Here is a 23,864-nt window from a genome sequence, read left to right on the forward strand (position 1 = left end):
TAGGTGCCCGTCTGCATCGAAAATTGCCGTCAATGGTCATCAATCTCCTTGTTAGGTGCCCGTCTGCATCGAAAATTGCCGTCAACGGTCATCAATCTCCCTGATAGGTGCCCGTCTGCATGTAAATTGGCCGTCAACGGTNNCAACGGTCATCAATCTCCCCATTAGGTGCCCGCCCGTACAGAAAATTGCCGTAAGCAGTCATCAGGCCCCCGTGAGGTGCCCGTCCAAATAGATATCCGCCATCAGCGGTCATCAGAATTTTATTGTAACCAATCTTTTCAATTTCCAAGGGACATATGCCCACATTCTCGCTGCTTGACAATGCCAAAGTAGGACATTATAGTTAACTACATTAATAGTTAAACAATTGAACAATTAAACTATAGAATTAAAATGAAGAAGAGAGGGTGTATTCATCTTAATGACAGATATAGAAATTAAAAAGCTTATTGATAAGTATGTGGAGTTATCTTTTTCCGTTCACCGTAAGGCAGAGTCGTTAGTGAAGGAACAGATTGGCAGTGATTTAACGAATGATCAGCATTATACATTAAGGTATATTCGAAACAACGAGTCCTGCACGTCATCTGAATTAGCCGAACAATTTTATGTGCAAAAAAGTGCGATCACAGCAATTATTACGCGTCTTTGGGAGAAGGGTCTGATCCAGCGTACCCGAGATGAGAATGATCGACGAGTTGTTTACTTAACGCTTACAGATAAAGGAAATGAACTGTTCAACCAAACTGAGGAACGCGTTCATAAGCTTGTTGAATCCTTTATTACTCAATTTGATCAAGCGGAAATCATCCAATTTATTAAAACCTATGAAAAGCTGAATCAAATTTTGAAAGACAGTAAGAATCCACAAGTGGAGGAATAGAGCGTGAATGGAATAATAAAAAATAAATGGCTTGTGATGATTGCTTGGATTGCCATAGTTGCCGGCCTATTGATGTCAGCTCCGGATATGGCCGAATTAGTCCGAGAAAAAGGGCAAATTACAGTCCCGGATGAGTATTCATCCTCTCTTGCAGGAAAAATTATGGATGACGTCCGCAAGCAGGAGGGAGGGGGGGATGAAACGAGTGTAGCTCTCATTTTCCATAATGACAAAAAGCTTTCTAAAGAGGATATAAAGGAAGCTGAAAAGGCTATTAATCTTTTAAAGGATAAAGAGAAGGAGCTTGGTATTACCGATATTCTTACCCACTTCGATGAGGAAAGTTTAAAGGAGCAGCTCGTTTCAAAGGACGGGAAATCGATTCTTGCATCCGTTACAATCAGCTGGCATGACCGCGAGCCGAAAGAGCTGAGGGATGCTCTATATGGCACACTTAAAGATATTAAAGTAGAACATTATTACACTAGTGAGTGGCTTATCAATGAGGATTTAATGACGAGCTCCCAAGAAGGATTAAAGAAAACTGAAGGGATTACGGTCGCCTTTATCCTGATTGTGCTGTTACTAGTATTTAGATCGATTGTTGCGCCAATCATTCCACTGCTAACGGTTGGATTTACTTATCTAGCATCACAATCCATTGTCGGATTTTTGGTGGATAAATTTGATTTTCCGTTATCGAATTACACACAAATTTTCTTAGTGGCCGTTTTATTTGGGATTGGTACAGATTACTGTATTTTACTTTTAAGCCGATTTAAAGAGGAGCTTTCGCAAAAGGAAAGTATTGCAGAAGCCATTGTGGAAACGTACCGCAATGCGGGACGTACTGTATTTTTTAGCGGTGTTGCCGTCATGATTGGTTTCGCTGCAATCGGATTCTCTCAATTTATTCTTTATCAGTCCGCAGCGGCTGTTGCGATTGGTGTTGCGATTCTGCTTATAGCTTTATTTACGATTGTTCCGTTTTTCATGGCTGTATTGGGACGGAAAATTTTCTGGCCTTCCAAGAAAACAGCTGATCATGGGGAAAGCAAGCTTTGGGGAGCGGTTGGGAAATTTTCATTGGCACGGCCGTTTCTAGCCTTAATCATTGTCGCAGCAATCTGTGTGCCATTCCTCGCAACGTATGACGGGGAATTATCCTACAACTCATTAGAGGAAATTAGCGGAGATGTGAACTCTATCAAGGCATTCAACGCCATTGCAGATAGCTTTGGCCCTGGAGAATCGATGCCTACGAAAATCGTGTTGAAAAATGATGAAAAAATGGATTCCCAAGAATATATTGGCCTAGCAGAACAAATCAGCAAAGAGTTAGAAAAGGTTGATCTAGTGGACACCGTCCGTTCCGTTACACGTCCGACTGGAGAGCCTTTAGAAGACTTCTTTGTTGCCAAGCAGGCGGAAACTCTTGAAGAGGGACTTGGCGAAGGAAAAGAAGGAATTGATAAAATTAGTTCAGGCTTAAATGAAGCAGGAACGGAATTATCAAAATCTGAGCCCATATTAAAGGAAGCGACAAATGGGATCCAAGGGCTAATTTCTGGGACGAATGATATACAAACAGGACTTCAAGCGATACAAACAAATCTTGCAAAAATTGAAAATGGCATTCGGCAAGGCTCAGCAGGTTCCGATCAAATCAAAGCGGGCTTAGAAAAATCAAAAGCGGGTGCTGAGGAGTTATTAACAGGTTATCAACAGTTGCTTGGAGGCTATCAAGAATTACAAGGTAACTTAAACGTCCTTACAGAAAACTATCAAAAGGTTGGCACCGGTTTAGCTAGTTTATCTGATGGAATCATCCAAGCAAACGGTGCGATGTTTGGCTATATAGAAAACAAATATACAGATCTTGGAGCAGACCCGCAGTATCAGGTGATGAAACAAACGATTAATGGGCTGCAGCAGCAATTAACAGGCCTTTCTGCAAATGTACAAGAGTTAAATGCTGGTTTAGCAAAAATAAATGGCGGAATGGCTGGAGCAAATGCGGGTTTTGAAAAAGCTATTGCTGGCCAAAGCGGTCTTGCTGCTGGCCTTCAGCAATTAATCGCAGGAATTGAAGCCCAGCAGGCTGGTCTAAATCAATTAGCGGATGGGCAAGGACAGATTGTCAGCAATGTACCTAAGCTGACAAATGGATTAGGAAGTCTAAATGAAGGTCAGAAGCAGCTGCTTGCTGGATTTGGCGATTTAGGCGGGCAGATTGGTCAGCTTACGGAGGGCTTAAGTCAAAGTACAGAAGGCTTAAATCAAGTATCTGAAGGACTTGGCTCTGCTCAGAATTATTTATCTGGTTTATCTGGCATTGGCACACGGGATGGATTTTACCTGCCTGATGATGTGCTAGAAAATGAAGATTTTGCCCGCGTCTTAGACGTTTATATGTCTGCAGACCGCAAAGTGATGACAATGGATGTTATCTTTAAGGCGAATCCATATTCTAATGATGCAATAAATCAAGTAGATGAAATTAAGTCAGCAGTTAAAAGGGCAACGAAAGATACAAAGCTTGAAAATGCGGTGGTGGCAGTCGGCGGGGTAACGAGCACGAATGCTGATTTAGGCCAATTGTCTGATCAGGATTACTCGCGCACAGTTATTCTAATGCTTGCTGGAATTTCGATCATTCTTGTCTTTTTATTCCGGTCGATCATTATGCCAGCCTATATTATTGGTTCATTAATTTTAACGTATTTTACATCGATGGCTATTAATGAAGCTGTATTCGTCCATATTTTAGGCTATTCTGGCATCAGCTGGGCTGTTCCTTTCTTCGGTTTTGTGATTCTGATAGCCCTTGGAGTAGATTACAGTATTTTCTTAATGGACCGCTTCAATGAATATAAGAATCTATCTGTTGCTGAGGCCATGCTGCTCTCAATGAGGAAAATGGGGACTGTCATTATCTCTGCTGCCATCATTTTAGGAGGAACCTTTGCCGCGATGATGCCTTCTGGAATGCTGTCATTACTCCAAATTGCAGCGATTGTCATTGTCGGATTATTCTTATACGCCGTTATCATGTTGCCATTGTTTATCCCAGTTATGGTCAAAAACTTTGGAGAAGCAAATTGGTGGCCATTTAAAAGAAGTACGAATTAATTAATGTGAAGCAGCCTGTTACGGGTTGCTTCTTTTTTTCACAATTTGTTCAAATTGTTTAAAACCAATCATTGCAATTTTAAAAATAATGGTTGACTCATCCTTGGATGGAAAGTAGAATAAAAACAGACGAGTGATAATAATTATCATTATCACAGATTAAAAAAATAAAAAGGTGGACTCATACATGAAATATTCAAAATTATTAAAGCCTTTCCTAGCAAGTGCTTTATTAACAGTTGGGTTAGCTGGATGTGGAGCAGCTGATAACAGCTCTGAAGGCCAGAAACCTGCTGAAGAACCAAAAAAAGCTGAAAATCAAGAAGTCAATATTTATACAGCTAGACATTATGAGGCCGATGAAGAAGTGTATAAGAAATTTACAGAAGAAACAGGCATTAAAGTTAATGTTGTTAAAGGGGAAGCAGAAGAGCTTATTGAGCGTTTAAAGCGTGAAGGAGAAAGCACACAAGCGGATCTATTTATTACTGTTGATGGCGGAGTTCTCGCAAATGCAAAAAATAATGATGTTCTTCAGCCTGTACAATCTGATATTATTAATAAGAATGTCCCAGCTCACTTTAGGGATAAAGATAATAATTGGGTAGGAATGTCAACAAGAGCACGTGTTATTGTTTACTCTAAGGATCGTGTAAAACCAGAAGACCTTTCTACATATGAAGCTCTAACGGAGGATAAATGGAAAGGGAAAGTATTGGCACGTTCTTCAACAAGTTTATACAACCAATCTTTACTAGCTTCATTCATTGAGTTAAACGGCGAAGAAAAGGCTGAACAATGGGCGCAAGGCATTGTGAATAACTTTGCTCGCCAGCCTGATGGCGGTGACCGTGACCAAGCTAAAGCGATTGCAGCTGGAACTGGTGATGTTGCGATCATGAACACTTACTATGTTGGATTGCTTGTGAATTCGGCAGATGCTGAAGAGGCAAAAGTCGGCGAAAGCATCGGTGTCTTCTTCCCGAACCAAGAAACAAATGGAACACATGTGAATATTAGCGGAATTGGTTTAACAAAGCATAGCAAAAACCCTGAAAATGCAACAAAATTAATTGAATACATGACAGGTATTGAAGCACAGGAATATTTATCTGCAAATAACTATGAATTCCCAGTTAATCCTGAAGCAAAGAAGCCAGAACTTTTACAAACTTGGGGCGATTTTAAAATGCAAGAGCTTAATTTTGATACTTTAGGACAACATAATCATAAAGCGATTGAGATCTTTAATAAAACAGGTTGGAAGTAAAAATGGGTATAAACCAAATCAAACAATTCTTTAAAAAAGATTTTAATAGCTGGTGGATCATCAGCATGATGGGGGCGGCGGTTATACTGCTGCCCATCCTGTTTATCTTTTTCTCGCTATTTCAGGAGCCAAATGATAACTGGTTTCAAATACGCCAGTATTTATTAAAAACATATGTAGCAAACACGGTAATCCTTGTCGCATTAACAGGGATTTTTACTGCGTTTTTGGGGGTTACGCTTGCATGGCTTACCTCAGCATATGATTTTCCGCTTAAACGCTTCTTTCGCTGGGGATTATTATTGCCGTTAGCCATTCCGCCCTATATCGCTGCTTATACGTATCGGACGATGTTCAGCTATACGGGAGTGATTCAATCAACATTCCGCAACCAATTTAATTACCAAATTGATCCCGAGCTGCTGTCGATTTCATCCCTGCGCGGGGCCATCTTTATTTTTACATTATTTCTTTTTCCTTATGTTTATATAATGACGAGGGCCTTTTTGGAAAGCCAAAGCTCTTCGTTTTTCGAGAATGCGAGGCTACTTGGAAGAAAGCCGCTAGCAATTTTTATCCAGGTAGTATTGCCGCTCTCAAGACCGGCTATTGTGGCGGGCGCCGTTTTGGTCATTTATGAAGTGCTAAGTGATTATGGGGTTACTAGCTATTTTGGCATCCATACAATATCAACCGCGATTTTTCAGACATGGTTTGGGATGTATGATATTGATTCAGCAATGAGGCTGGCGGCATGGCTAATGGTCGTAATTGTTGGATTGTTTTTCTTAGAAAGACTGTTGAGGCAAAGACGCCGTTATAATCTAAATAATAAATCAAGACCGCTTGTGCCAATGAAGCTGAAGGGAATAAAGGCTGCTGCTGCTTTTGCCTATTGTGGGATTGTGTTTTTGCTGGGATTTCTCATTCCATTGATACAGTTAATAGCATGGGCAAAGCTGACATTTAGTAAGGTTTGGAGCGATACCTTTTATACACTATTTTTTCAAACTGTTTATGTGGCGGCCATATCAACCTTTATTATTCTCATTCTTTCAGTGATCGTTGCTAATGTATGCCGAAAACACACGGCGGGTTCCTATATATTAGCAAAATTAACAACAACAGGATACTCCATTCCGGGTGCGATTATTGCGATAGGCGTACTTGCAATGTTTATTACACTTGATAAATGGCTTGCTCCTGTTTACTCCTTAATAGGTTTAGGAAAAGCACCATTGATCTTGAGTCTCTCGTTAGTTATGCTAATTGTCGGCTACGCGATCCGTTTTATGGCGACAGGATTTAATGCGGTTGAAGTAGGATTTGAAAAAATCGGCACAAAATATTCTGAAGCGTCTAGAATGCTCGGGCTTAGCATGACGAAAACGTTTTTTAAAGTAGATCTGCCTTTAATTAAGGGAGCTTTAGTCAGCGGATTTATTTTAACATTTGTTGAAATTTGCAAGGAACTTCCGCTAGCATTATTGTTAAGACCATTTAATTTTGATACCCTGGCGACGAAGACTTTTCAGTATGCAAAGGATGAACAAATTTATGAGGCATCGATTTCATCCTTGATGATTATTGGCATAAGTGTATTGTCGGTTGTAGTATTTCAAATGATTGATAAGAAGGTGCAGCGATGAAGGTAGTAGATATAAAGAATCTTGAATTTGGCTATACACGAACGGGAACACCGATTATTGATGATTTCTCCTTTACGATGGATACGGGAGAAATCGTTGGTATATTAGGTCAGAGTGGAAGCGGGAAAAGTACTTTACTGCGCTTAATATCGGGATTAGAGATGCCTACAAAAGGGACCATAACCGTTGCAGGTAAAACGGTTGTCGATGATCGTATATTTGTTCAGCCAGAGGACAGAGGGGTTGGGATGGTTTTTCAAGATTATGCCTTATTTCCTCATATGACTGTGAAAGAAAACATCCTCTTTGGCTTATCGCGAATGGCTAGAAAGGATCGGAAGCCGCGTGTACAGGAAATGCTCGAGCTTGTCTATTTAGAGGATTTCGGAGATCGTTATCCTCATGAGCTAAGTGGAGGCCAGCAGCAGAGGGTGGCATTGGCGAGGGCACTTGCCCCAAAACCAAAAGTATTATTAATGGATGAACCATTTAGTAATTTAGATGCAGATTTGAAAGAATCCATCCGTGAAGACTTACTCTTAATCTTAAAAAAAGCAAATATGACCTGTATGATTGTGACTCATGATCGCCAAGATGTTGAGGCCATTTGCAACTACAGCATCACCATGTGTCCGCTCGTAGTCGAACAAGGAGCAGCAGGCGAGAAATTTCAAACCTTATAATCATCGGAACTATTTAGCGGACTTGCTTGTGTGCAGGTTCGTTTTTTGTTTAAAAAAATAAAAAACTGGATATGGTTAATCCAGTTTTTTTAGAGTTTCTATTAATAAATATTCACAAGCCCGCTTGAAACAGAGACATTTAATTGGTATTTTCCATTACCTGATTTACCGCTGATTTTGTTTTTATCTTGGATTTTATCGGTAAGTGGAATGTCTGATTTAATGATTCCGCTGCTTACCTTGCCATTTAGTGTAAAATCAGCATTCTCTGGAAGATCGAGCTTTAAATGCCCTGAGCTAACCTCGACATCAATATGGTCCGTAACTTTATCCATTTGAATATCTAATTGTCCTGATGAAACATCGGCATTTAGCAATCCTTCATACTGGCGGATTTTAACAATCCCAGAGTTTACGTCTACAGTGCCATCATTCGTCGTTAAAGAATTGATCGTAATCATACCAGAGGAAACATCATTGCGGAATTCCTCCACGTTCAAATTTTTTAAATCGATTTTTCCTGAACCGAGGTCGATATCAAGCTCTTTAAGATTCATTGGCTGATTTTTCGACTTGCCTTCAAAGACTAAATATCCAGAGCCAACATCAATATCCATGCTGCGATCATAGCTTTCCGGGATATAAATATTTAAAACTGAATTATTATTAAAAAAGCTAAAACTGTTAAACCAGCTTTTTTTATAGTTAACTTGAATACTGTTCCCGCTTTTCTTAATGGACACTTCCCCTTTTCCATTAAGCTCCGCTTTAATATCGCTTCTTTTCTCTGGAATGATAACCGTTTTAATAGAAGAAGCATCAATATTTAATAGATCAATACTCTTTGTCACTTTAGCCTCTGCTTCACTTTTTCCAAAAGAAAAGAGGCTTGCTACATTCGATGTCACCAATAAATATAGTCCAATCAAAATGAAGAAAATGATTAATATTCTTTTCAAAAAAATCCCTGCTTTCTGATTAATTCCTTTTCTTACACTCATTTTATGAAATAATAAGCAAGAAATCATTGAGCCTTAGATTTAATTATATATAAGTCTTGAGGCTGATTGTTAGGAAAACAGGGAATAAAGAAAGAGAAAGTATTTTGTATAAAAAAGAAAAGCTCCCCTTTATGAAAATGACAAAGGAGAGCTTCTTATTGTTATTCTATCTTATTTCTTTTATCCTTGTTCCGCTTATTTCCTTTGCTATTATCGCCGCTCACAATATCTGCCTGATTGGCTCTAGGTGAGTTTTGATTTTTGCTTCCTTTGTTGTACTTTTTAGTCATATTAGAGCTCCTTTATGAATTGATATGTATCGGGGAATCCCTGAACAGGGTTCATTCTATATTTTGTAATTAGGCTCTATTTTATGTAAGCTAAAATTTTGAATAACAGTAAAGCCGTAATCAGGCTAAACTTTGTTTTACTAGAGTGGTTTTAGATTTTTTAGGTAACCCTGTCTAAAAATTGTTTACTAGACAGGTTTTAGGCTTTTCCGTTAAATCTATCCAAAAAGTCTTGTTTACTGGACAAGTTTTGGGTTTTTCCGATAAACCTGTCCAAGAAACCTTGTTTACTGGACAAGTTTTGGGTTTTTCCGATAAACCTGTCCAAGAAACCTTGTTTACTGGACTGGTTTTGGATTTTTCAAATAAACCTGTCCAAAAAATCAGTTTTATTAGGCAGATTACAATCACATTAATAAAAGCCTAAAAAGCATCTGCTTCTTGAAAAATAACAAAAAAATGCCTCCAACCGGAAGCACAAAAATAAGGGGGAAATACACTTTGTAGTACGTATTGTCCCCATTATGAAATCTTTTATACATCTAAATTAACTCATTTACCCTATAAATCTTCCCGCTTTCTATTTGAGCCTCCAAAAGCAAGTTTACTAATGCATCCGCTACTACATGAGCAGGGCGAAGCATACCTTGTTCTTTATACTCCTTGAATTTTTCAAGATCATTAAATGCCTCTTTAGAGGAGGAACGGATCGTCCCCTGCATATCTGTGTCCATAATTCCAGGGCTGAATGCGATGATTTCATGAGGTGCTCCTGCTGTTATTTGTTCAGCAGCGGCTGTTTCTGTGAACATATTCAGCCCCGCTTTCGTGCTGCAATAGGCACTCCATCCTTGAATAGGCCTTTCAGCAGCGCCTGATGATACGTTTACAATTTTAAGAGGAACACATGCATTTTTTAAAAGAATATTCGTGATCATCAAGGGTGCAATTAAGTTAATCTGGACATTTGCAATCAATGCTTGATGATCAAGTGTGCCGGCTGTTGCGATTGGGTCTATTACACCAGCATTATTAATCACATAAATAACCTCTGCTTTTTTGGGTTCCAGCACAGATAGAATTTCCTGAAAGTTTTTCTCTACTTCCTCGGGAACAGCAAGATTGCATGAAAAATGCTGATAGAAAACTTTGTTTACCAAAGCCTTCTCTCTTAACTCTGCATTTTCGGTTCTGGAAACAGTGATCACACCAATTTTCTCACTGATCATTCGTTCCGCAATCGAGGATCCAAGACCTTTTGATGCTCCAGTAATAATAGCGAACTTCATCTAATCACTCCAATATAGGTTTCTACTATCTATTAAAGCAGAATGAAAGCACCGAATACCACTTATTCCCCATTTTCCTGCTCATATTTTTTCATCTCGTCCTCGACAAAATTTATGAGAGACAGGATAATGCCCGCGCTAAAACAAATAATGGTGAGAATAGATAGCCCGAAAAGCCAGTAAAACATAAAAGTAGATACAAAGGTCCAAAGGAGACAATAAAAAGGAGCATTAAGAACCTTTGCCATCTACCATCTCTGCCTCCCAGTAAAATTCACTGAATACATCTGCAAATGCATCAATTGAATGATAAAGCTCTGCTAAATCATTTTCGACACCGCCAAATTCAATTAAGAGTGCCCGATCAGATAAATCCTGATTATAAATTCCGTTTCCTTCGCTTTTTCCTTTCTTGAAAACCCCTCTGCTGATACCGGGAAATTTTGCTTCAAGTCGATGATGAAGTTCTGTAGCTAACTGTAAATTTTTCTGGTAGTTTTTATGTTCCTTCCCGACAACAAAAAACAATCTCGCATATTTCTTTCCGTTTATCTCTTTCATCGTCAATTCCCGCCCCTGTGAGTCCCGATGAATGTCAATGAGAAACTTTAAGTCTTTATTTGAGGCCATGGCGGTTTTGGTCACCTCACGAGAAAGAAGGTAGCTTTGGTTATAGTCCCAATCCTTTTGATTAAGAAGTGACGCCATATTTGTTTTGTCATGTTCCACACCAATTCTTTTTAATGCCAGTTTTTCACTGAGTCTATTGCCAACCGCAATCACATTCACCCGTTCATTAGAGCTTACGGCTTCATCAGGATGATTGACTCCTTTTAACAAGGGGCTGAAGGACTCCCAGCTATGAGAATGATAGATATACACGCTTTTCTTTCCATCCAATGGAGGTGCTGCAGTACTATCCGGCGTGTCCTCGCTAGGGAGATTTTCACTGGCAATCTCTTTTTCTTTCAAAAGGAAATCTATCGGCGGAGCGGACTCGAACGGCAAATTCGTATAGTCTGTTCCTTCACCAGCTACTTCGATCCCCGTATCGAAGATCGAGTACCCTGGTAGTTCTCTCCCCAGGAAGGTGCGAATATCTGTCGGCTTAATATTGGTGGCAAGCTTAAAGGCATTTTCCGATAAATTAGAAAGGCTCGAGCTGGAATCGTTATGGTAAAAATAATGATTCTCAGCCTTAAGCAAATGGATGAATAGCTGGTCAGCTTTAATATTTTTTAATAGTGAATTCATATGTTCAGAGGTAAAGGCAGCGGGGGGTGAAGTTAGAATCCCAGCTAAAATAAAGACGGAAAGAATACTCAAAAGCCACCCGTGAAAATAGAAAAATAAAGTATGTGCCGCTGATTTGTTTTTCATCACGATCCCCCCATCTGTCATATGTATGCCCGTACGAAGAAGAATAGAAGAAGCTTATCGTTTAGGAAATTTCATCAGGGGAAAACTAAAGAAGGCTCATGATTATTTTTTTGCTATGATAACAATAGTCTTGTAAAAGCAGAGTTCCTTTTAAATACGAGAAAACTTCATTTTTTTATCACAATTAACATCTATAGTTTGTTTAGATGATATTAATTTATGGAAGAGGGAAAATACGTGAAAAAGTTGATGGCCATTATATGTACAAGTTTCTTATTATTAGCCGGCTGCGGTGAAACAGGGCAACAGGAAGAGGCAGCGCTGCCTGAAATCATTGAAGCCGATTTAGCTGTTCCCGAAAAAGCAGAAGTGGGGGCAGAGGTTCCCTTAGCTGTGACCGTTACGCAAGGTGATGAAGTTGTTGAAGATGCAAATGAGGTTAAGTTCGAAATATGGAAAGAAGGGCAAAAAGATGCTAGTGAGCTTGTTGTAGCAGAGCATACGGAAAAAGGAAAATATGTGGCTGCCTATACATTCTCTGAAAATGGTCTATTTAATGTTCAATCCCATGTAACTGCAAGGGATATGCATACAATGCCAACAAAAACGATCCAGGTTGGTGAAGTGGAGGCTGAGCATCATGAACATCAAGAGGGAAGCGGTGATGATCACCATCATCATGATAGCGACGTTTCCATTGATCTACAGAAACCAGATCAAATAAAAGCAGCGGAGCAAACAGCCTTAGCTGTTCATTTGCAAAAAGCCAATGAGCCTCTATTAAAAGCAGATGTGAGGCTTGAGATTTTTCAAAAGGGTCAAAACCCGGCTTGGGTGAATATGACGGAAGGCACTAATGGGGAATATAAAACTGATTATAGTTTCCCTGCAAGTGGTGACTTTATTATCAGAATCCATGTAAAAAATGATGAAGGACTCCATGAACATACTGAGGTGGAAGTAACAGTAGAATAAGCGAAAACGTGCAGTCTATGAACTGCGCGTTTTTTTTTGAAAAATTTTCATAAGAGCTTCCTCTCGCTAAATAGTCGAAAAATCAATAAAATAGAGAGTAGACAGATAGAAAAGCAGGTGCAAACAAAATGAGAGGTACTCATCTATTTTTTAACACAGGAATTGGGAGGCAGAAGCCTAATAGCATCCGTAATAAAGAGCAGAGATGCCCGTTTTGCGAAAGGGAGAAGCTAACAGATATTCTAGCGACAGACGGCTCGATTATCATATTGAAAAATAAATTTCCGGTTCTAGAACATACGTATCAAACGGTTTTAATTGAAACGGATGATTGTCATAGCGAGCTATCCATCTATCCTGAGGAACACTTGAATAAGCTTATTCGATTTGGTTTGACTCATTGGCTGGAAATGATTGGGACAAAAAAGTATAAGTCCGTGATCTTTTTTAAGAATCATGGACCATTATCGGGCGGATCGATTGCTCATCCGCATATGCAGATTATTGGCTTAGAGGATATTGATTATGGTGAAAAGGTACAAGCGAGCGATTTCGAAGGCATAACCATTCATGAGAAAAATGGGACGATTTTTTCAATCTCAACAGCACCGAGGGTTGGGTTTTATGAGTTCAATGTGAAGCTTGGGGATATTCAGGATATTAAGGCATTTGCGAAATACATTCAGACGGCAGCCCACTACATACTGAATCATTTTCCGTTTCCTTGTACGAGCTATAATTTATTCTTTTACGAGTTTGCTGGAAATATCTATGCAAAGGTAGTGCCGCGTTCAGTCACGACACCATTATTTATCGGGTATTTTATTCCTCAAGTTCCAAATAATATAGAGTGGATGAAGAATGATGTTCGGGAGCGTTATTTTGGATAAAGGGAAATAAACCCATTCGGCCTTCTAAAGTTGTTATTTAGCTGATAAAAAAATATAATGAAGTGTTGTTATTTTGGTTGCTTTTTAATAAGGAGATTGCCATTGCTATGTCTACAAATAAAACTACAACCCCTCCTAAAATAGATTTAAACTTAGTGTTCATTGTGTTTTTATTGTTTTTAGTAAGTTGTATTTCGATTTATAGCGCTCAGACGACTGGGCAATATAAAGAGAATTTTCTTTTAAAGCAGATTGTTTGGTATATGGTTGGAACGGGTATTATTGCTGCAGTGATTTCGCTTGATTCGGAACAGCTAAGAAAGATTTCTTGGTATGCCTATAGCTTTGGATTATTCTTGCTGGCTTTTCTAATCGTTGCTCCAAGCAGTATTGCACCCGTTATTAATGGAGCAAAGGCTTGGTATAGAGTACCAGGTATGGGCTCATTACAGCCTTCTGAGCTTGTTAAGGTTTTTCTCATTCTTGTTCTGGCAAGAGTGATTGATGAACATCATCAAAAGAATCCGATCAAAACGATTCAAACTGACTTCAAGCTGCTGATGAAGCTCGGCGTATTTACGGGAATTCCTTTATTGCTTGTGATGCAGCAGCCCGACCTTGGGACAGGCCTAGTTTTTATCTCCATTTTGCTAGGAATGATTTTTATCTCGGGGATTACTTGGAAGCTGCTTGCGCCTATTTTTGGGACAGGTCTTACGTTGATTTCAATTATTTTTTACTTTGTCCTTTGGCATCCTGAGATTTTGGAGAAATATTTAGGTGTGAAGGAGTATCAATTTGGCCGGATTTATTCATGGCTCGATCCGTATAATTATCAAAGCTCGGCAGGCTTCCAATTAACGAGGTCGCTTCTTGCCATTGGGTCAGGAGAAACGAGCGGGAAAGGGTATGGAACGCGCGAAGTCTATTTGCCTGAAAGTCACACAGATTTCATCTTTAGTATCGTAGGTGAAGAGTTTGGCTTTATTGGGGCAAGTGTTTTAGTCAGTTTATTCTTTCTGCTTATATACCAGATTACCAAGATTGGAATGGAAACGAAAAATCACTTTTATTCATATATTTGTGTAGGGGTCATCAGTATGATCACCTTTCACGTCTTCCAGAATATTGGCATGACGATCGGGCTTCTTCCGATTACGGGAATCCCGCTGCCGTTTATTAGTTATGGAGGCAGCTCACTAATGGGGAATATGCTCGGGCTTAGCTTAATCTTCTCCATTCGCTACCATTATAAAAAGTATATGTTTTCAAATACTGATTAAAAAAGCGAGGCGTTATTCGCCCCGCTTTTAATCGATTACCCCCGTTTCAGCGATCCTCACTTTCGTGTTAATTTTAACTGTTAAATTTTGATAATCATCCTTCCACTTTTTGAAATCATAGCCGCGAATATACTTTCGATGTAAAAAACCAAATCCGATTGGGTCCACTTTTTCTTTTTGAAATCTTTTGATCAATTCTAAACATTTTTCATTAATATCTTTTTCCAGCTTTTTTTCAATCTCTTTTACTACTTTTGGAGTTAACCTCTCACCCGTATATTCCTTGATAACACCTACCGTTTTAATATCAATGGCAACATGTAACGGTTTTTCTTTCGATAATTTAAATTTATGCTTGGATGTAATGCTTTTAACATCTGCATCTTTCCCTTTTTCTAAATGAACTCTATAGCTGCCCTCCGTATGCTTGTCGACTAGCAGCTTAAAATAGAACATCTCCTTTTTAGGAAGGACATATACTTCTTTATCATTTCTAAAAATGCTTAAGCCGCTTATTTCCATTTTGTTTTGGGCAATTTGTCTTAACTCAGGAAGATAGGGATCCTTCCCCTTCATATAATAGTCTCGCAAAAAGATATGTAAATTGGTCTCGGGCACATCCCCGCGCTGGATATTATGCTCAATCAGATCATTTATATAGTTTGAATTGCCTTCAGGCCCATAATCTCCTTTTAATATTTCCAAGGCACTTCCGTGTGACGTTGCTAAGAAATTTCTTGCCCCGATACTTGGATCTCTTTGGTAAGTATCAACAAAATCAATAATTCCTTCGTCCACAAGCTTGTCTCCAAAAATCGAGACTAATACTCCACCTGTTACGATGGGTTTGGATGATTCCTTTTGAAGATTCAACATGAGATCCCGTCTTAAGCTAGCTTCGGATGTATATGTGTTATTTTTGATTGATTTATCGGGAAGATATTCTTGGGTGAGAAGCGTCCCGATGAATTTGCCTTCAGCAAGTTTATCAAATGCTGCTGCAGATTCAATATTAATATTATCAATGACTTTCCTTTGGACACAGCCTGACAATAAAATAGAGAGGATTAATAGAATAGAAAGCTTGCCCCGATTTCTCATGACTTCTTCACCTTCTTTGCAATCATCGTGCTAATGAATAGGATTGGAATGTAAATATAATTTAAAACAAATCCCGCTTTTCCAGTTAAATCAGTTAGAAAACCTACTTTTGCACGCGTATCAAAAAAGGGGCTAACGATTAATATGATGAGTGCAATGATAAAAACTCCTTTTTTTTGTTTAATATTCATTAACCGTTTTAACAGTCTTGAGGCGGCCCAAAGGGCGATGCAAACATTAGGAAGGATGATTAAATTCCAATTGGCAATTCCGATGTATTCGATTCGCTCGACAAAAGGCAATTTCACAATTTTCCACATCGTTAATGTTGCCCATATAGACTTTTCAAGCTGTTCTGCAGAAAAATAAACAGTCGTCACAATCATAAAGCTTGTGTAAATAAAAGTAGTAAATAAAAGGGCGAAATGGGCCCATTTTTTCGATTTCTGCGGTTCCTTGATAAAAGGAAAGCAAAATAGAATAATTTCAAAACCGATATAAGTGAGGGACATGTGATAAGAACCTAAAAGGATTTCTTTAATCGAATGATCCCAAACCGGCAAAAGATGCATGTAATTGCCAAACTTCAAATTATAGCCAAAAGAAAAATGCACATAAGCAGGCAGGAGCATTGAGAAAAAGGCGATGCCCACAACCGTTCGAAATCCGCCAAAAATGATATACGTACAAAGAAGCAAAAACAGCAAGGAAAACCAAAAAGTACTAAGACTGGGAAACATCCAAACTTGAACAACTTCGATATACGAGCGCAAGACTGTTAAAGCAAGCAATGAAAAGTAGAGAAGAAAAATGGAACTAATAATTTTGCCAACAATATCTCCGAAAATATATTTATGTGCTGTGACTATATCTCCATTGACCGTTTCCATGACTTTATACATCATCCACATGAGGATATGAAGTGAAAGCCCCGCAAACAAAACAGAAATCCAAGCATCATTCCCTGAATAGGCGACAATTACGCGCTGAAATCCGAGAATCCCTATACCAATTTGCATAGAAGTGATTAAATAAAAAACTAAAAATGGGGATATTTTTACTCCTTCAGGTATAGGCTGTTCCTGCATACTTTCCCCCCCTTATTCATCAATATCTTTTTTAGCATTCGCTTTTTCCTTATTAAATCGAACTGGATTTTTTGTTCTTAATAAGTATGGTCGCGTTGTATCCTTTGAAAATGGCAGCCTGATGATTGTATCTTTCAAGTCTTTCACCCTTAATGGATAAATAGGCTCCAAAAATGGTCGTCCAAGAGAAGTCAGCCTTATTAAATGGGTAAGCATAATACAGAAGCAGAAGACAATCCCGAGCAATCCCCAAAACTCAGCAAAAAGCAAAAATGGGAACCGCAGTAAGCGGATCGTGTTGCCCATCTTGTATACGGGTGTCGTAAAGGATCCAAGAGCAGCCAAGGCAACAAGAATAAGAAGTACATTACTTGTAAGTCCAGCTTCCACGGAAGCAGTCCCAATCACAATTCCTCCAACGATACCAATTGTTTGCCCAACCTTTGTCGGCAGCCTTGCTCCCGCTTCTCTTAACAGTTCAATCGTTAATTCAAGAAATATCGCTTCGAGTATAGGCGGGAAGGGAACAATCCTTCTTGACGTAATCAATGTTCCTATTAGGTCATTAGGAATGAGCTCATAATGATAAGTAAGGACAGCGACATATATTGGCGTAATAAGAATTGAAAATAAAACAGCAAAAACCCGAACGAGCCTGAAAAAAGAGGCTAGAATCCAATTTAAGAAATAATCCTCAAACGAGCCGAAGAACTCGACAAGTGTTGTTGGCGTAATAAGGACATGTGGTGATCCATCTACGACAATGGCTATTTTTCCTTCTGCCAATATCCCAACTACTCGGTCTGGCCTCTCCGTGTCAAGCAATTGCGGAAAAGGTGAGTTTGAATTATCGCTAATAAGCTGAACGATATAGGAGCTGTCTGTAATGGCATCAAACTCGACTTCTTTAATCCTTTGTCTTACTGTGTTTACGTTCGCTTCATCTGTAATTCCTTCCATAAATAAAATCGCAATTCTTGTTTTGGATAACTTCCCCAACGTGTACTCCTCAATTATCAGTTCCTCTGCGGGCAGTCTTTTTCTAATTAAATTTAAGTTTTGTCCTAGTGATTCGACAAATGACTCTTTTGGGCCGATAACAGAGAATTCAATTTCGGGTTGAGATGGACTTCGAACAATTTCTTTTTGTGCGGAAATAAAAGCAAATTGCGCCTCATTATTCTCAACAGTCAACAATAAGTAGCCATTTAATAATTTTTGGCTGATTTTTGTAGGGTCATCCGATATTTCCAGGTCAGCAATGGGTAAAAGCTTTTTTATATCTTCAATTGTATGAAAATCATCTTCAAGTAAACTCGGAAGTACTCCTTGTTGAATAATTTGTTCATCCACTAAAGTAGACATAAAGGATAGGCAAAAATGAATATTTGTCTTTTGACTTATATGATAGGATTGTGTGAAATCCTCCGATTTTTTGAGTTCTTTCTCCCAATTGCTTAGTTTTTGTTGACTTTTCTTTGTGCTAATCCACTTTTTCATCCAATCACCATCATTTTAGGTATTACGAGTATTGTTACCGAAATTGGCGGGATTATGAATGGATGGGTGAAATTTACTTTTTAAGAAGATAAAAAGAAGGCAAATCAGCCTTCCTTCTTTTCATCTTGAATTAACATCTAGTGAATTGGGTGTTTTTTTTTGGAACTTAAATAAGTGAAATGTTGGAAGTATGCGTTCTTTCACAAATTTTAAATTATGTGAAAGAATTGACAAGAGGTTAGGTGGTTAAATTGAAAATAACCCGCAAAAAAGCTGCGGGTTTTTTCGGAAAAGTGATCTTTATTTCACAAAAAACTTTTCAATATCATCAAGCATTAAATTTGCAGCAATAACACCGCCGGCAGTATTCCAGATTACATCATCTACTTTATGAATATTACCTGCTTTTGCTACACTTAGATTTTGGAATAATGGGTCTTCAATCCACTCTTTCTCCAGGCTGCTTGCTTCGCCATCTCCAGTTTCATAAGTAAAGTAGAATAAGATATCCCCGTCCATGGCAGGAATTCTTTCTTTCGTTGCATTTCTTTCTGCAAAATCATCTACGTTCTGACTTTCAGGTCTTTTTAAGCCAATTTGCTCTAGAATAACACCTGAGAAAGTATCCTTATGATAGATTCGTACATCTCCAGCCATAAAGCGGACGATGGAAACTTCTTGATGGACTTTATCTCCAAGCTTCTCTTGAATATCTTTAATACGCTGTTCATAATCAGCAATCACTTTTTGTCCATCTTCTTCTTTATTCAATGCTTGTGCATAAAGTTTAAAGTTTTCTTGCCAGTTTCCGCGTAAAGTTTCAGCAAATACAGTAGGGGCAATCGCATTCAACTGATCATAAATTTTTTCTTGGCGCATTTTGTTTCCGATAATTAAATCAGGCTTTAATGCTGCAATGGCTTCAACATTAACTTCACTTTCCGTTCCAACGACTTTAACATCAGCCATTTTATCTGCAATATGAGGATACCAAGGATCCCCTGTCCATGATTGAACAGCTCCAATTGGTGTTACCCCCATTGAAAGAAGCGCCTCTGTTCCTTCATTGGTTAAAATCACAACCCTCTTAGGTGTTTCTTTAATTGGAGTTTCTCCCATCGCATGCTGTACCGTATAACCTGTTTCTTCAGAAGCATGATCTGTTCCTTTGTCCTTGTCAGCTTGCTCGCCATTGTTATTTCCGCATGCAGCTAAAATGAAAAGGGACATCATAAAAATAATTGTAAATGATAATTTAAAAGCCTTCATTCTTTTTGTTACCTCCTAATTGCTACTGATAATCATTTTCATTACTATCATAATATTATGATGGTTTAAAAGGGCTGTCAATAGGTAAATGAAAATGATTATCAAAATCATTGACATGGTGTTTTTCATCCCATAGACTGAATATGTAGGAACTTCTTTTCATGAAAGGTTTAAGATTTATGATTTTAAAAAATAATTCTCTAAGATGGACGGGTTTAATCCTATCAATTCTCCTTTTGCTTTTTCTTATGTGCCTTAGTATTGTATATGGTTATACGAATACAACATGGAAAATGGCAATTGATGCCTTTTTGGCTTTTGACGGGTCGAACGAGCATCTTATTATACAGTCAGTTAGGCTGCCAAGAGCGATGATAGCTGCAGCAGTTGGGGCGAGTCTGGCTGTCGCGGGTGTATTGCTTCAAACTTTAACGAAAAACCCATTGGCTGCACCTGAAATATTTGGTATAAATGCGGGTGCTGGGTTTGCGGTTGTTATTGTGGTGACACTATTTTCCCTTAGCAATTTACATATCTTTACGTGGGTGTCTTTTTTAGGGGCTACTATTGCCTTTGTTTGTGTATATGCGATTGGTTCAATAGGAAGAGAAGGATTAACACCAATGAAGCTTACCTTAGCTGGAGCCGCTATAAGTGCGATGTTTGCCTCCATGACACAAGGATTTCTTGTTATTAATGAAACGGCTTTGGATCAAGTTCTTTTTTGGCTAGCTGGATCTGTATCCGGCAGAAAGCTCGACACGCTACTAGCCGTACTGCCTTATTTAGCCGTTGGCTGGATTCTATCTTTGTCCATTTCCAACCAGATGAATATTCTATCAATGGGTGAGGATGTGGGTAAAGGCTTAGGCTTGAAAACGGGGCTTCTAAAACTAGGAGCTGGAATAGCCATCATTCTTTTATCTGGCGGAGCAGTTGCTGTTGCAGGTCCAATTGGCTTTATTGGAATTGTGATCCCTCATATTACACGTGCTGTTGTTGGAATTGATCACAGATGGGTGATTCCCTTTTCGGCACTTTTCGGAGGCATGCTGCTTCTTATGGCAGACATCGCCTCTAGGTATATCATTATGCCGCAGGAAGTGCCTGTCGGTGTGATGACAGCTGTTATTGGAACTCCTTTTTTCATCTATATCGCGAGAAAGGGGTTCAATAAATAATGCGGCAATATCAAAGTTTTCGTGTATACAAGGATAAGATTTCTTTCTTAATTGATCGGAAGGCATTATTTATTTTTCTTATACTTTTAAGTGCTGCAGCAGTAGTATTTATTATTAGTACCGGAACCGGAGAGATGAAGATCAGTCCATTAAATGTGGTGAAGGTGTTTTTCGGAGGCGGTACAGAAATGGAACGTCTTGTCGTTCAATCTTTCCGGCTGCCGAGGATCATTGTGTCATTATTAGTCGGAATTGGACTGGCCGTTGCAGGAGGGATTCTACAGGGTATTATTCGTAATCCTCTTGCTTCTCCAGATATTTTAGGGATTACCGGGGGTGCATCCGTTGCGGTTGTTGGCTTTCTCGCCCTTTTCAGCGATGAAAGCAATGCTCTGACTGTGAGCATTGAATGGCTGCCTGTCGCTGCATTTTTCGGTGCAACGGTTGTTGCTTTTTTAGTCTATTTTTTAGCATGGAAAGATGGAGTTTCACCGATTCGATTAGTGTTAATCGGGATTGGATTATACAGCCTTATGAAAGCCCTCACTACTTTAATGATGCTTCTCGGTCCCATTTATCAGGCGAGTCAAGCGAATATTTGGATTACAGGAACGGTTTATGGCTCTAACTGGAGCCATGTGACCATTCTAGTTCCTTGGATATTGATTCTGTGCATGGCTGCCTTTATTTCGGCCCGAAATGTGAATATTCAGGAGCTTGGGGATGATATTGCTACAGGGGTAGGAAGCCATGTTCAGAGGAATCGCTTTCTATTGCTCATGATCAGTACTGCGTTGATTGGCGGCTCCGTTGCTTTTGCAGGCGGCATCGGCTTTGTAGGTTTAATGGCACCGCATATGGCAAGAAGATTAGTAGGGTCTGCCTTCGGGGCACTGCTTCCCGTTTCGGCGTTAATCGGAGGCATACTCGTGATGGCTGCTGACCTAATTGGACGGACACTGTTTTCGCCGCTTGAGATCCCAGCTGGTGTGTTCACGGCCAGTATTGGAGCGCCGTACTTCATATATTTACTTTTTAAAACGAGGAATTCATAGAGTTTATTAAAGGAGGGAGCGGAGTATGGTAAATGCACAGGCGATTGTCACGAATCAACTGACTTTATCCTATGGGGATACAATTATCATCAATGAGCTTGATTTAAAGATCCCAAAAGGGGAAGTGACGGTCTTTATTGGGGGAAATGGCTGTGGCAAATCAACTTTGCTCAGATCTATTGCTCGGTTACTAAAGCCTAAATCAGGTGCGATTTTACTAGAAGGAGAGGCAATTGCTAAATTGTCTACGAAGGAGGTAGCTAGAAAGATGGCGATCCTTCCCCAATCCCCATCGGCACCTGAGGGGTTAACAGTTCTTCAGCTAGTCAAGCAGGGACGCTACCCATACCAAACATGGCTGAAGCAATGGTCAGACGAAGACGAGAAAAAGGTGAATGCTGCATTAAAGGCGACAAGTCTTGAGCCATTAAAGGATCGGACTGTGGATTCTCTTTCTGGGGGGCAAAGGCAACGTGCATGGATTGCGATGACGCTTGCTCAGGACACGGATACGATTCTGCTTGATGAACCGACGACTTATTTAGATATGACACATCAAATTGAGATCCTTGATTTGTTGTTTGAATTAAATGAAAAAGAACAGCGAACCATTGTAATGGTTTTGCATGATTTAAATTTAGCCTGTCGTTATGCCCATAATATTGTGGCGATTAAAGATCAAAAAATATTTGCACAAGGGAAGCCGGAGTACGTTATTAATTACAGTTTAGTTAAGAATGTGTTTGGGATGGATTGTGAAGTAACGATGGATCCATTGTTTGGAACTCCATTATGCATTCCTTATGGAAAGGGAAGATGTATTCTAAAAAAGGATGGGACTGGCAATGGTTCAAAAGCTCTCCGAATCGCAGATTAATGAGCTTCTTTCATTTCGTTTTACAACGGAAAAGTACCCATCCCCATTGTCCGTTTCTATGGAACTGCTGCAGGATGAACAAGTTTTAATCGATTATTTAGAGACGCTTGGCAAGCATGTAGGAGCAGCAAATGAGAAGGTTACTGCCTCCATTTTTATGAAAAGATATGCTTTTTTAGCGGTCATTTACCTGTATGCTATGACTGCTTGGAATAGACAGATGGATATTTCATTTGAGAATATTTCACTAGAAACCAATTCTCAGGATGAATTATGGCTCCCGCGATTTTATTTTAATGAGGTACGTTTAAAGATGGTCGAGAGTGATCGAGAAGAATGGCGGGAGAATGGGGTTAAGATTCTTTTTCATAGTCACTTATATACGCTAGTTAATAGCCTTTCGAAGGCTACTAAAGTATCTAAGCTGATTCTTTGGGAAAATATTGCTGTTTATATTTACTGGCTGTATGAATCAGTTTTTGGAAAAGAAGATGTGCCGGAGGACATGGCTCGGCGTTCAAAAGAGGATTTTCATTATATTATTTTTCAAGCTTCTGGTTCCTTATTTGGCAGCAATAAGGAAAATCCGCTAAAAAGGTATTATAATCAGCATATATATGTCGAGGAGCTGAAGGCGGAGGTCAGACCGAGAAATACATGCTGCTATTCTTACTTAACAATTAATAAGAAGCGTTGTGTGACCTGCCCGCACTCATGTGCACCTTGTCCACTAATTAGTGAAATCACAAGAAAGGAGGAAGCAGCTCTTGAATCAAGAATTAAAGGACAAGCTTGATGGCTTGCTTGAGAAATATACCGAGCTATTAATCGGTGACTCTAATGAAGAGTTAAAGGATAAGGTCCAAGCCTGGATAATATATTCATATATCGCTAAATCGATGGCACCTTTAACGAAACACTGGAATGAAACCTATCCCGAGGCGAAAGAAGAGATGAAAGCTTTAGTAGCTGAGATAAAGAGGCTGAACGATGAGCATCGCAGCAAATGATGCCCGCTTCTAGCAAAAATCCGCTAGAGCGGGAATCACATGCACTAACTGATGC

At 39.2% G+C, this 23,864-nt stretch carries 22 protein-coding genes; 14 read left to right on the forward strand and 8 right to left on the reverse strand.

Translation table 11 applies throughout. From position 1 onward, the window contains the following. Nucleotides 1-424 precede the first annotated feature (424 nt). The 5 genes from V7127_RS11105 to V7127_RS11125 all read left to right on the forward strand — a co-directional run bounded on the left by V7127_RS11105 (nt 425) and on the right by V7127_RS11125 (nt 7,620). Nucleotides 425-886, forward strand: a complete 462-nt coding sequence (locus V7127_RS11105) for a MarR family winged helix-turn-helix transcriptional regulator (RefSeq protein ID WP_335345778.1) — start codon at nt 425-427, stop codon at nt 884-886. Between the two features lie 3 nt (nt 887-889). After that, nucleotides 890-4,018, forward strand: coding sequence for an MMPL family transporter (locus V7127_RS11110; RefSeq protein WP_335485951.1), 3,129 nt, complete (start codon nt 890-892; stop codon nt 4,016-4,018). A gap of 187 nt (nt 4,019-4,205) precedes the next feature. After that, complete coding sequence (locus tag V7127_RS11115) at nt 4,206-5,288, forward strand: Fe(3+) ABC transporter substrate-binding protein (protein WP_335345780.1); 1,083 nt, start codon at nt 4,206-4,208, stop codon at nt 5,286-5,288. A gap of 2 nt (nt 5,289-5,290) precedes the next feature. Beyond that, nucleotides 5,291-6,937 carry an ABC transporter permease gene (locus V7127_RS11120; RefSeq protein WP_335485954.1) on the forward strand — a complete coding sequence of 549 codons (1,647 nt, stop codon included), beginning with the start codon at nt 5,291-5,293 and terminating at the stop codon, nt 6,935-6,937. Beyond that, nucleotides 6,934-7,620, forward strand: coding sequence for an ABC transporter ATP-binding protein (locus V7127_RS11125; protein WP_335345782.1), 687 nt, complete (start codon nt 6,934-6,936; stop codon nt 7,618-7,620). The genes V7127_RS11120 and V7127_RS11125 overlap by 4 nt, the downstream gene beginning before the upstream one ends. A gap of 101 nt (nt 7,621-7,721) precedes the next feature. Here V7127_RS11125 and liaG read toward each other — a convergent pair whose 3' ends face one another. Then, the gene (gene liaG, locus V7127_RS11130; RefSeq protein WP_335345783.1) at nt 7,722-8,579 is read right to left on the reverse strand and encodes a LiaG family protein; all 858 of its coding nucleotides are present in this window, start codon (nt 8,577-8,579) and stop codon (nt 7,722-7,724) included. A 203-nt stretch (nt 8,580-8,782) separates the two neighbouring features. Continuing rightward, nucleotides 8,783-8,911, reverse strand: a complete 129-nt coding sequence (locus tag V7127_RS11135; protein ID WP_335485957.1) for a hypothetical protein — start codon at nt 8,909-8,911, stop codon at nt 8,783-8,785. Nucleotides 8,912-9,092: 181 nt separating this feature from the next. Here V7127_RS11135 and V7127_RS11140 point away from each other — a divergent pair, with 181 nt between their 5' ends. Next, nucleotides 9,093-9,338 (forward strand): hypothetical protein, encoded by a 246-nt coding sequence (locus V7127_RS11140; protein ID WP_335485960.1) that lies wholly within the window; start codon nt 9,093-9,095, stop codon nt 9,336-9,338. A 115-nt stretch (nt 9,339-9,453) separates the two neighbouring features. On the opposite strand, the gene V7127_RS11145 is transcribed toward V7127_RS11140, so the two are convergent. Together V7127_RS11145 and spoIIP are read right to left on the reverse strand one after the other, a co-directional pair. Further along, nucleotides 9,454-10,200 carry a (S)-benzoin forming benzil reductase gene (locus V7127_RS11145; protein ID WP_335485963.1) on the reverse strand — a complete coding sequence of 249 codons (747 nt, stop codon included), beginning with the start codon at nt 10,198-10,200 and terminating at the stop codon, nt 9,454-9,456. A gap of 231 nt (nt 10,201-10,431) precedes the next feature. Continuing rightward, a complete protein-coding gene (gene spoIIP, locus V7127_RS11150) occupies nt 10,432-11,580 on the reverse strand; it encodes a stage II sporulation protein P (RefSeq protein WP_335485966.1) in 1,149 nt (382 codons plus the stop codon). Nucleotides 11,581-11,817: 237 nt separating this feature from the next. On the opposite strand from spoIIP, the gene V7127_RS11155 reads away from it, so the two are divergent. From V7127_RS11155 to V7127_RS11165, 3 genes are all read left to right on the forward strand, one after another. Further along, complete coding sequence (locus V7127_RS11155) at nt 11,818-12,555, forward strand: FixH family protein (protein ID WP_335485969.1); 738 nt, start codon at nt 11,818-11,820, stop codon at nt 12,553-12,555. A gap of 128 nt (nt 12,556-12,683) precedes the next feature. After that, nucleotides 12,684-13,445 (forward strand): DUF4931 domain-containing protein, encoded by a 762-nt coding sequence (locus V7127_RS11160; protein WP_335485972.1) that lies wholly within the window; start codon nt 12,684-12,686, stop codon nt 13,443-13,445. 107 nt (nt 13,446-13,552) lie between these two features. Continuing rightward, nucleotides 13,553-14,728, forward strand: coding sequence for an FtsW/RodA/SpoVE family cell cycle protein (locus V7127_RS11165; RefSeq protein ID WP_335485975.1), 1,176 nt, complete (start codon nt 13,553-13,555; stop codon nt 14,726-14,728). A 27-nt stretch (nt 14,729-14,755) separates the two neighbouring features. On the opposite strand, the gene V7127_RS11170 is transcribed toward V7127_RS11165, so the two are convergent. From V7127_RS11170 to V7127_RS11185, 4 genes are all read right to left on the reverse strand, one after another. Continuing rightward, complete coding sequence (locus V7127_RS11170; protein WP_335485979.1) at nt 14,756-15,829, reverse strand: Ger(x)C family spore germination protein; 1,074 nt, start codon at nt 15,827-15,829, stop codon at nt 14,756-14,758. Further along, the gene (locus V7127_RS11175) at nt 15,826-16,917 is read right to left on the reverse strand and encodes a GerAB/ArcD/ProY family transporter (RefSeq protein ID WP_335485982.1); all 1,092 of its coding nucleotides are present in this window, start codon (nt 16,915-16,917) and stop codon (nt 15,826-15,828) included. Before V7127_RS11175 ends, V7127_RS11170 begins: the two co-directional genes overlap by 4 nt. 12 nt (nt 16,918-16,929) lie before the next feature. After that, nucleotides 16,930-18,417, reverse strand: coding sequence for a spore germination protein (locus V7127_RS11180; RefSeq protein ID WP_335485985.1), 1,488 nt, complete (start codon nt 18,415-18,417; stop codon nt 16,930-16,932). Between the two features lie 300 nt (nt 18,418-18,717). Then, nucleotides 18,718-19,686 (reverse strand): ABC transporter substrate-binding protein, encoded by a 969-nt coding sequence (locus V7127_RS11185; protein WP_335485989.1) that lies wholly within the window; start codon nt 19,684-19,686, stop codon nt 18,718-18,720. Nucleotides 19,687-19,865: 179 nt separating this feature from the next. On the opposite strand from V7127_RS11185, the gene V7127_RS11190 reads away from it, so the two are divergent. The 5 genes from V7127_RS11190 to V7127_RS11210 are packed head-to-tail and all read left to right on the forward strand — an operon-like array spanning nt 19,866 to nt 23,809. Next, nucleotides 19,866-20,867, forward strand: a complete 1,002-nt coding sequence (locus tag V7127_RS11190; protein ID WP_335485992.1) for a FecCD family ABC transporter permease — start codon at nt 19,866-19,868, stop codon at nt 20,865-20,867. Continuing rightward, nucleotides 20,867-21,922 carry a FecCD family ABC transporter permease gene (locus V7127_RS11195; RefSeq protein WP_335345795.1) on the forward strand — a complete coding sequence of 352 codons (1,056 nt, stop codon included), beginning with the start codon at nt 20,867-20,869 and terminating at the stop codon, nt 21,920-21,922. The genes V7127_RS11190 and V7127_RS11195 overlap by 1 nt, the downstream gene beginning before the upstream one ends. A 25-nt stretch (nt 21,923-21,947) precedes the next feature. Beyond that, a complete protein-coding gene (locus V7127_RS11200; RefSeq protein WP_335345796.1) occupies nt 21,948-22,799 on the forward strand; it encodes an ABC transporter ATP-binding protein in 852 nt (283 codons plus the stop codon). Further along, nucleotides 22,768-23,595, forward strand: a complete 828-nt coding sequence (locus tag V7127_RS11205) for an IucA/IucC family C-terminal-domain containing protein (RefSeq protein ID WP_335485996.1) — start codon at nt 22,768-22,770, stop codon at nt 23,593-23,595. The genes V7127_RS11200 and V7127_RS11205 overlap by 32 nt, the downstream gene beginning before the upstream one ends. Continuing rightward, nucleotides 23,567-23,809: a YusU family protein gene (locus tag V7127_RS11210; RefSeq protein WP_335345798.1), complete on the forward strand. Its 243-nt coding sequence runs from the start codon at nt 23,567-23,569 to the stop codon at nt 23,807-23,809. Before V7127_RS11205 ends, V7127_RS11210 begins: the two co-directional genes overlap by 29 nt. Nucleotides 23,810-23,864: the final 55 nt, after the last annotated feature.

Source organism: Bacillus sp. JJ1773 (assembly GCF_036962035.1).
Classification (GTDB): Bacteria; Bacillota; Bacilli; order Bacillales; family Cytobacillaceae; genus Cytobacillus.

Excerpts from the sequence above, each read along its gene's own strand:
- V7127_RS11105 (WP_335345778.1), top strand. The coding sequence starts at position 425 with ATGACAGATATAGAAATTAAAAAGCTTATTGATAAGTATGTGGAGTTA.
- V7127_RS11115 (WP_335345780.1), top strand. The coding sequence starts at position 4,206 with ATGAAATATTCAAAATTATTAAAGCCTTTCCTAGCAAGTGCTTTATTA.
- V7127_RS11120 (WP_335485954.1), top strand. The coding sequence starts at position 5,291 with ATGGGTATAAACCAAATCAAACAATTCTTTAAAAAAGATTTTAATAGC.
- V7127_RS11125 (WP_335345782.1), top strand. The coding sequence starts at position 6,934 with ATGAAGGTAGTAGATATAAAGAATCTTGAATTTGGCTATACACGAACG.
- V7127_RS11135 (WP_335485957.1), bottom strand. The coding sequence starts at position 8,911 with ATGACTAAAAAGTACAACAAAGGAAGCAAAAATCAAAACTCACCTAGA.
- V7127_RS11145 (WP_335485963.1), bottom strand. The coding sequence starts at position 10,200 with ATGAAGTTCGCTATTATTACTGGAGCATCAAAAGGTCTTGGATCCTCG.
- spoIIP (WP_335485966.1), bottom strand. The coding sequence starts at position 11,580 with ATGAAAAACAAATCAGCGGCACATACTTTATTTTTCTATTTTCACGGG.
- V7127_RS11160 (WP_335485972.1), top strand. The coding sequence starts at position 12,684 with ATGAGAGGTACTCATCTATTTTTTAACACAGGAATTGGGAGGCAGAAG.
- V7127_RS11165 (WP_335485975.1), top strand. The coding sequence starts at position 13,553 with ATGTCTACAAATAAAACTACAACCCCTCCTAAAATAGATTTAAACTTA.
- V7127_RS11170 (WP_335485979.1), bottom strand. The coding sequence starts at position 15,829 with ATGAGAAATCGGGGCAAGCTTTCTATTCTATTAATCCTCTCTATTTTA.
- V7127_RS11175 (WP_335485982.1), bottom strand. The coding sequence starts at position 16,917 with ATGCAGGAACAGCCTATACCTGAAGGAGTAAAAATATCCCCATTTTTA.
- V7127_RS11180 (WP_335485985.1), bottom strand. The coding sequence starts at position 18,417 with ATGAAAAAGTGGATTAGCACAAAGAAAAGTCAACAAAAACTAAGCAAT.
- V7127_RS11185 (WP_335485989.1), bottom strand. The coding sequence starts at position 19,686 with ATGAAGGCTTTTAAATTATCATTTACAATTATTTTTATGATGTCCCTT.
- V7127_RS11190 (WP_335485992.1), top strand. The coding sequence starts at position 19,866 with ATGATTTTAAAAAATAATTCTCTAAGATGGACGGGTTTAATCCTATCA.
- V7127_RS11195 (WP_335345795.1), top strand. The coding sequence starts at position 20,867 with ATGCGGCAATATCAAAGTTTTCGTGTATACAAGGATAAGATTTCTTTC.
- V7127_RS11200 (WP_335345796.1), top strand. The coding sequence starts at position 21,948 with ATGGTAAATGCACAGGCGATTGTCACGAATCAACTGACTTTATCCTAT.
- V7127_RS11205 (WP_335485996.1), top strand. The coding sequence starts at position 22,768 with ATGGTTCAAAAGCTCTCCGAATCGCAGATTAATGAGCTTCTTTCATTT.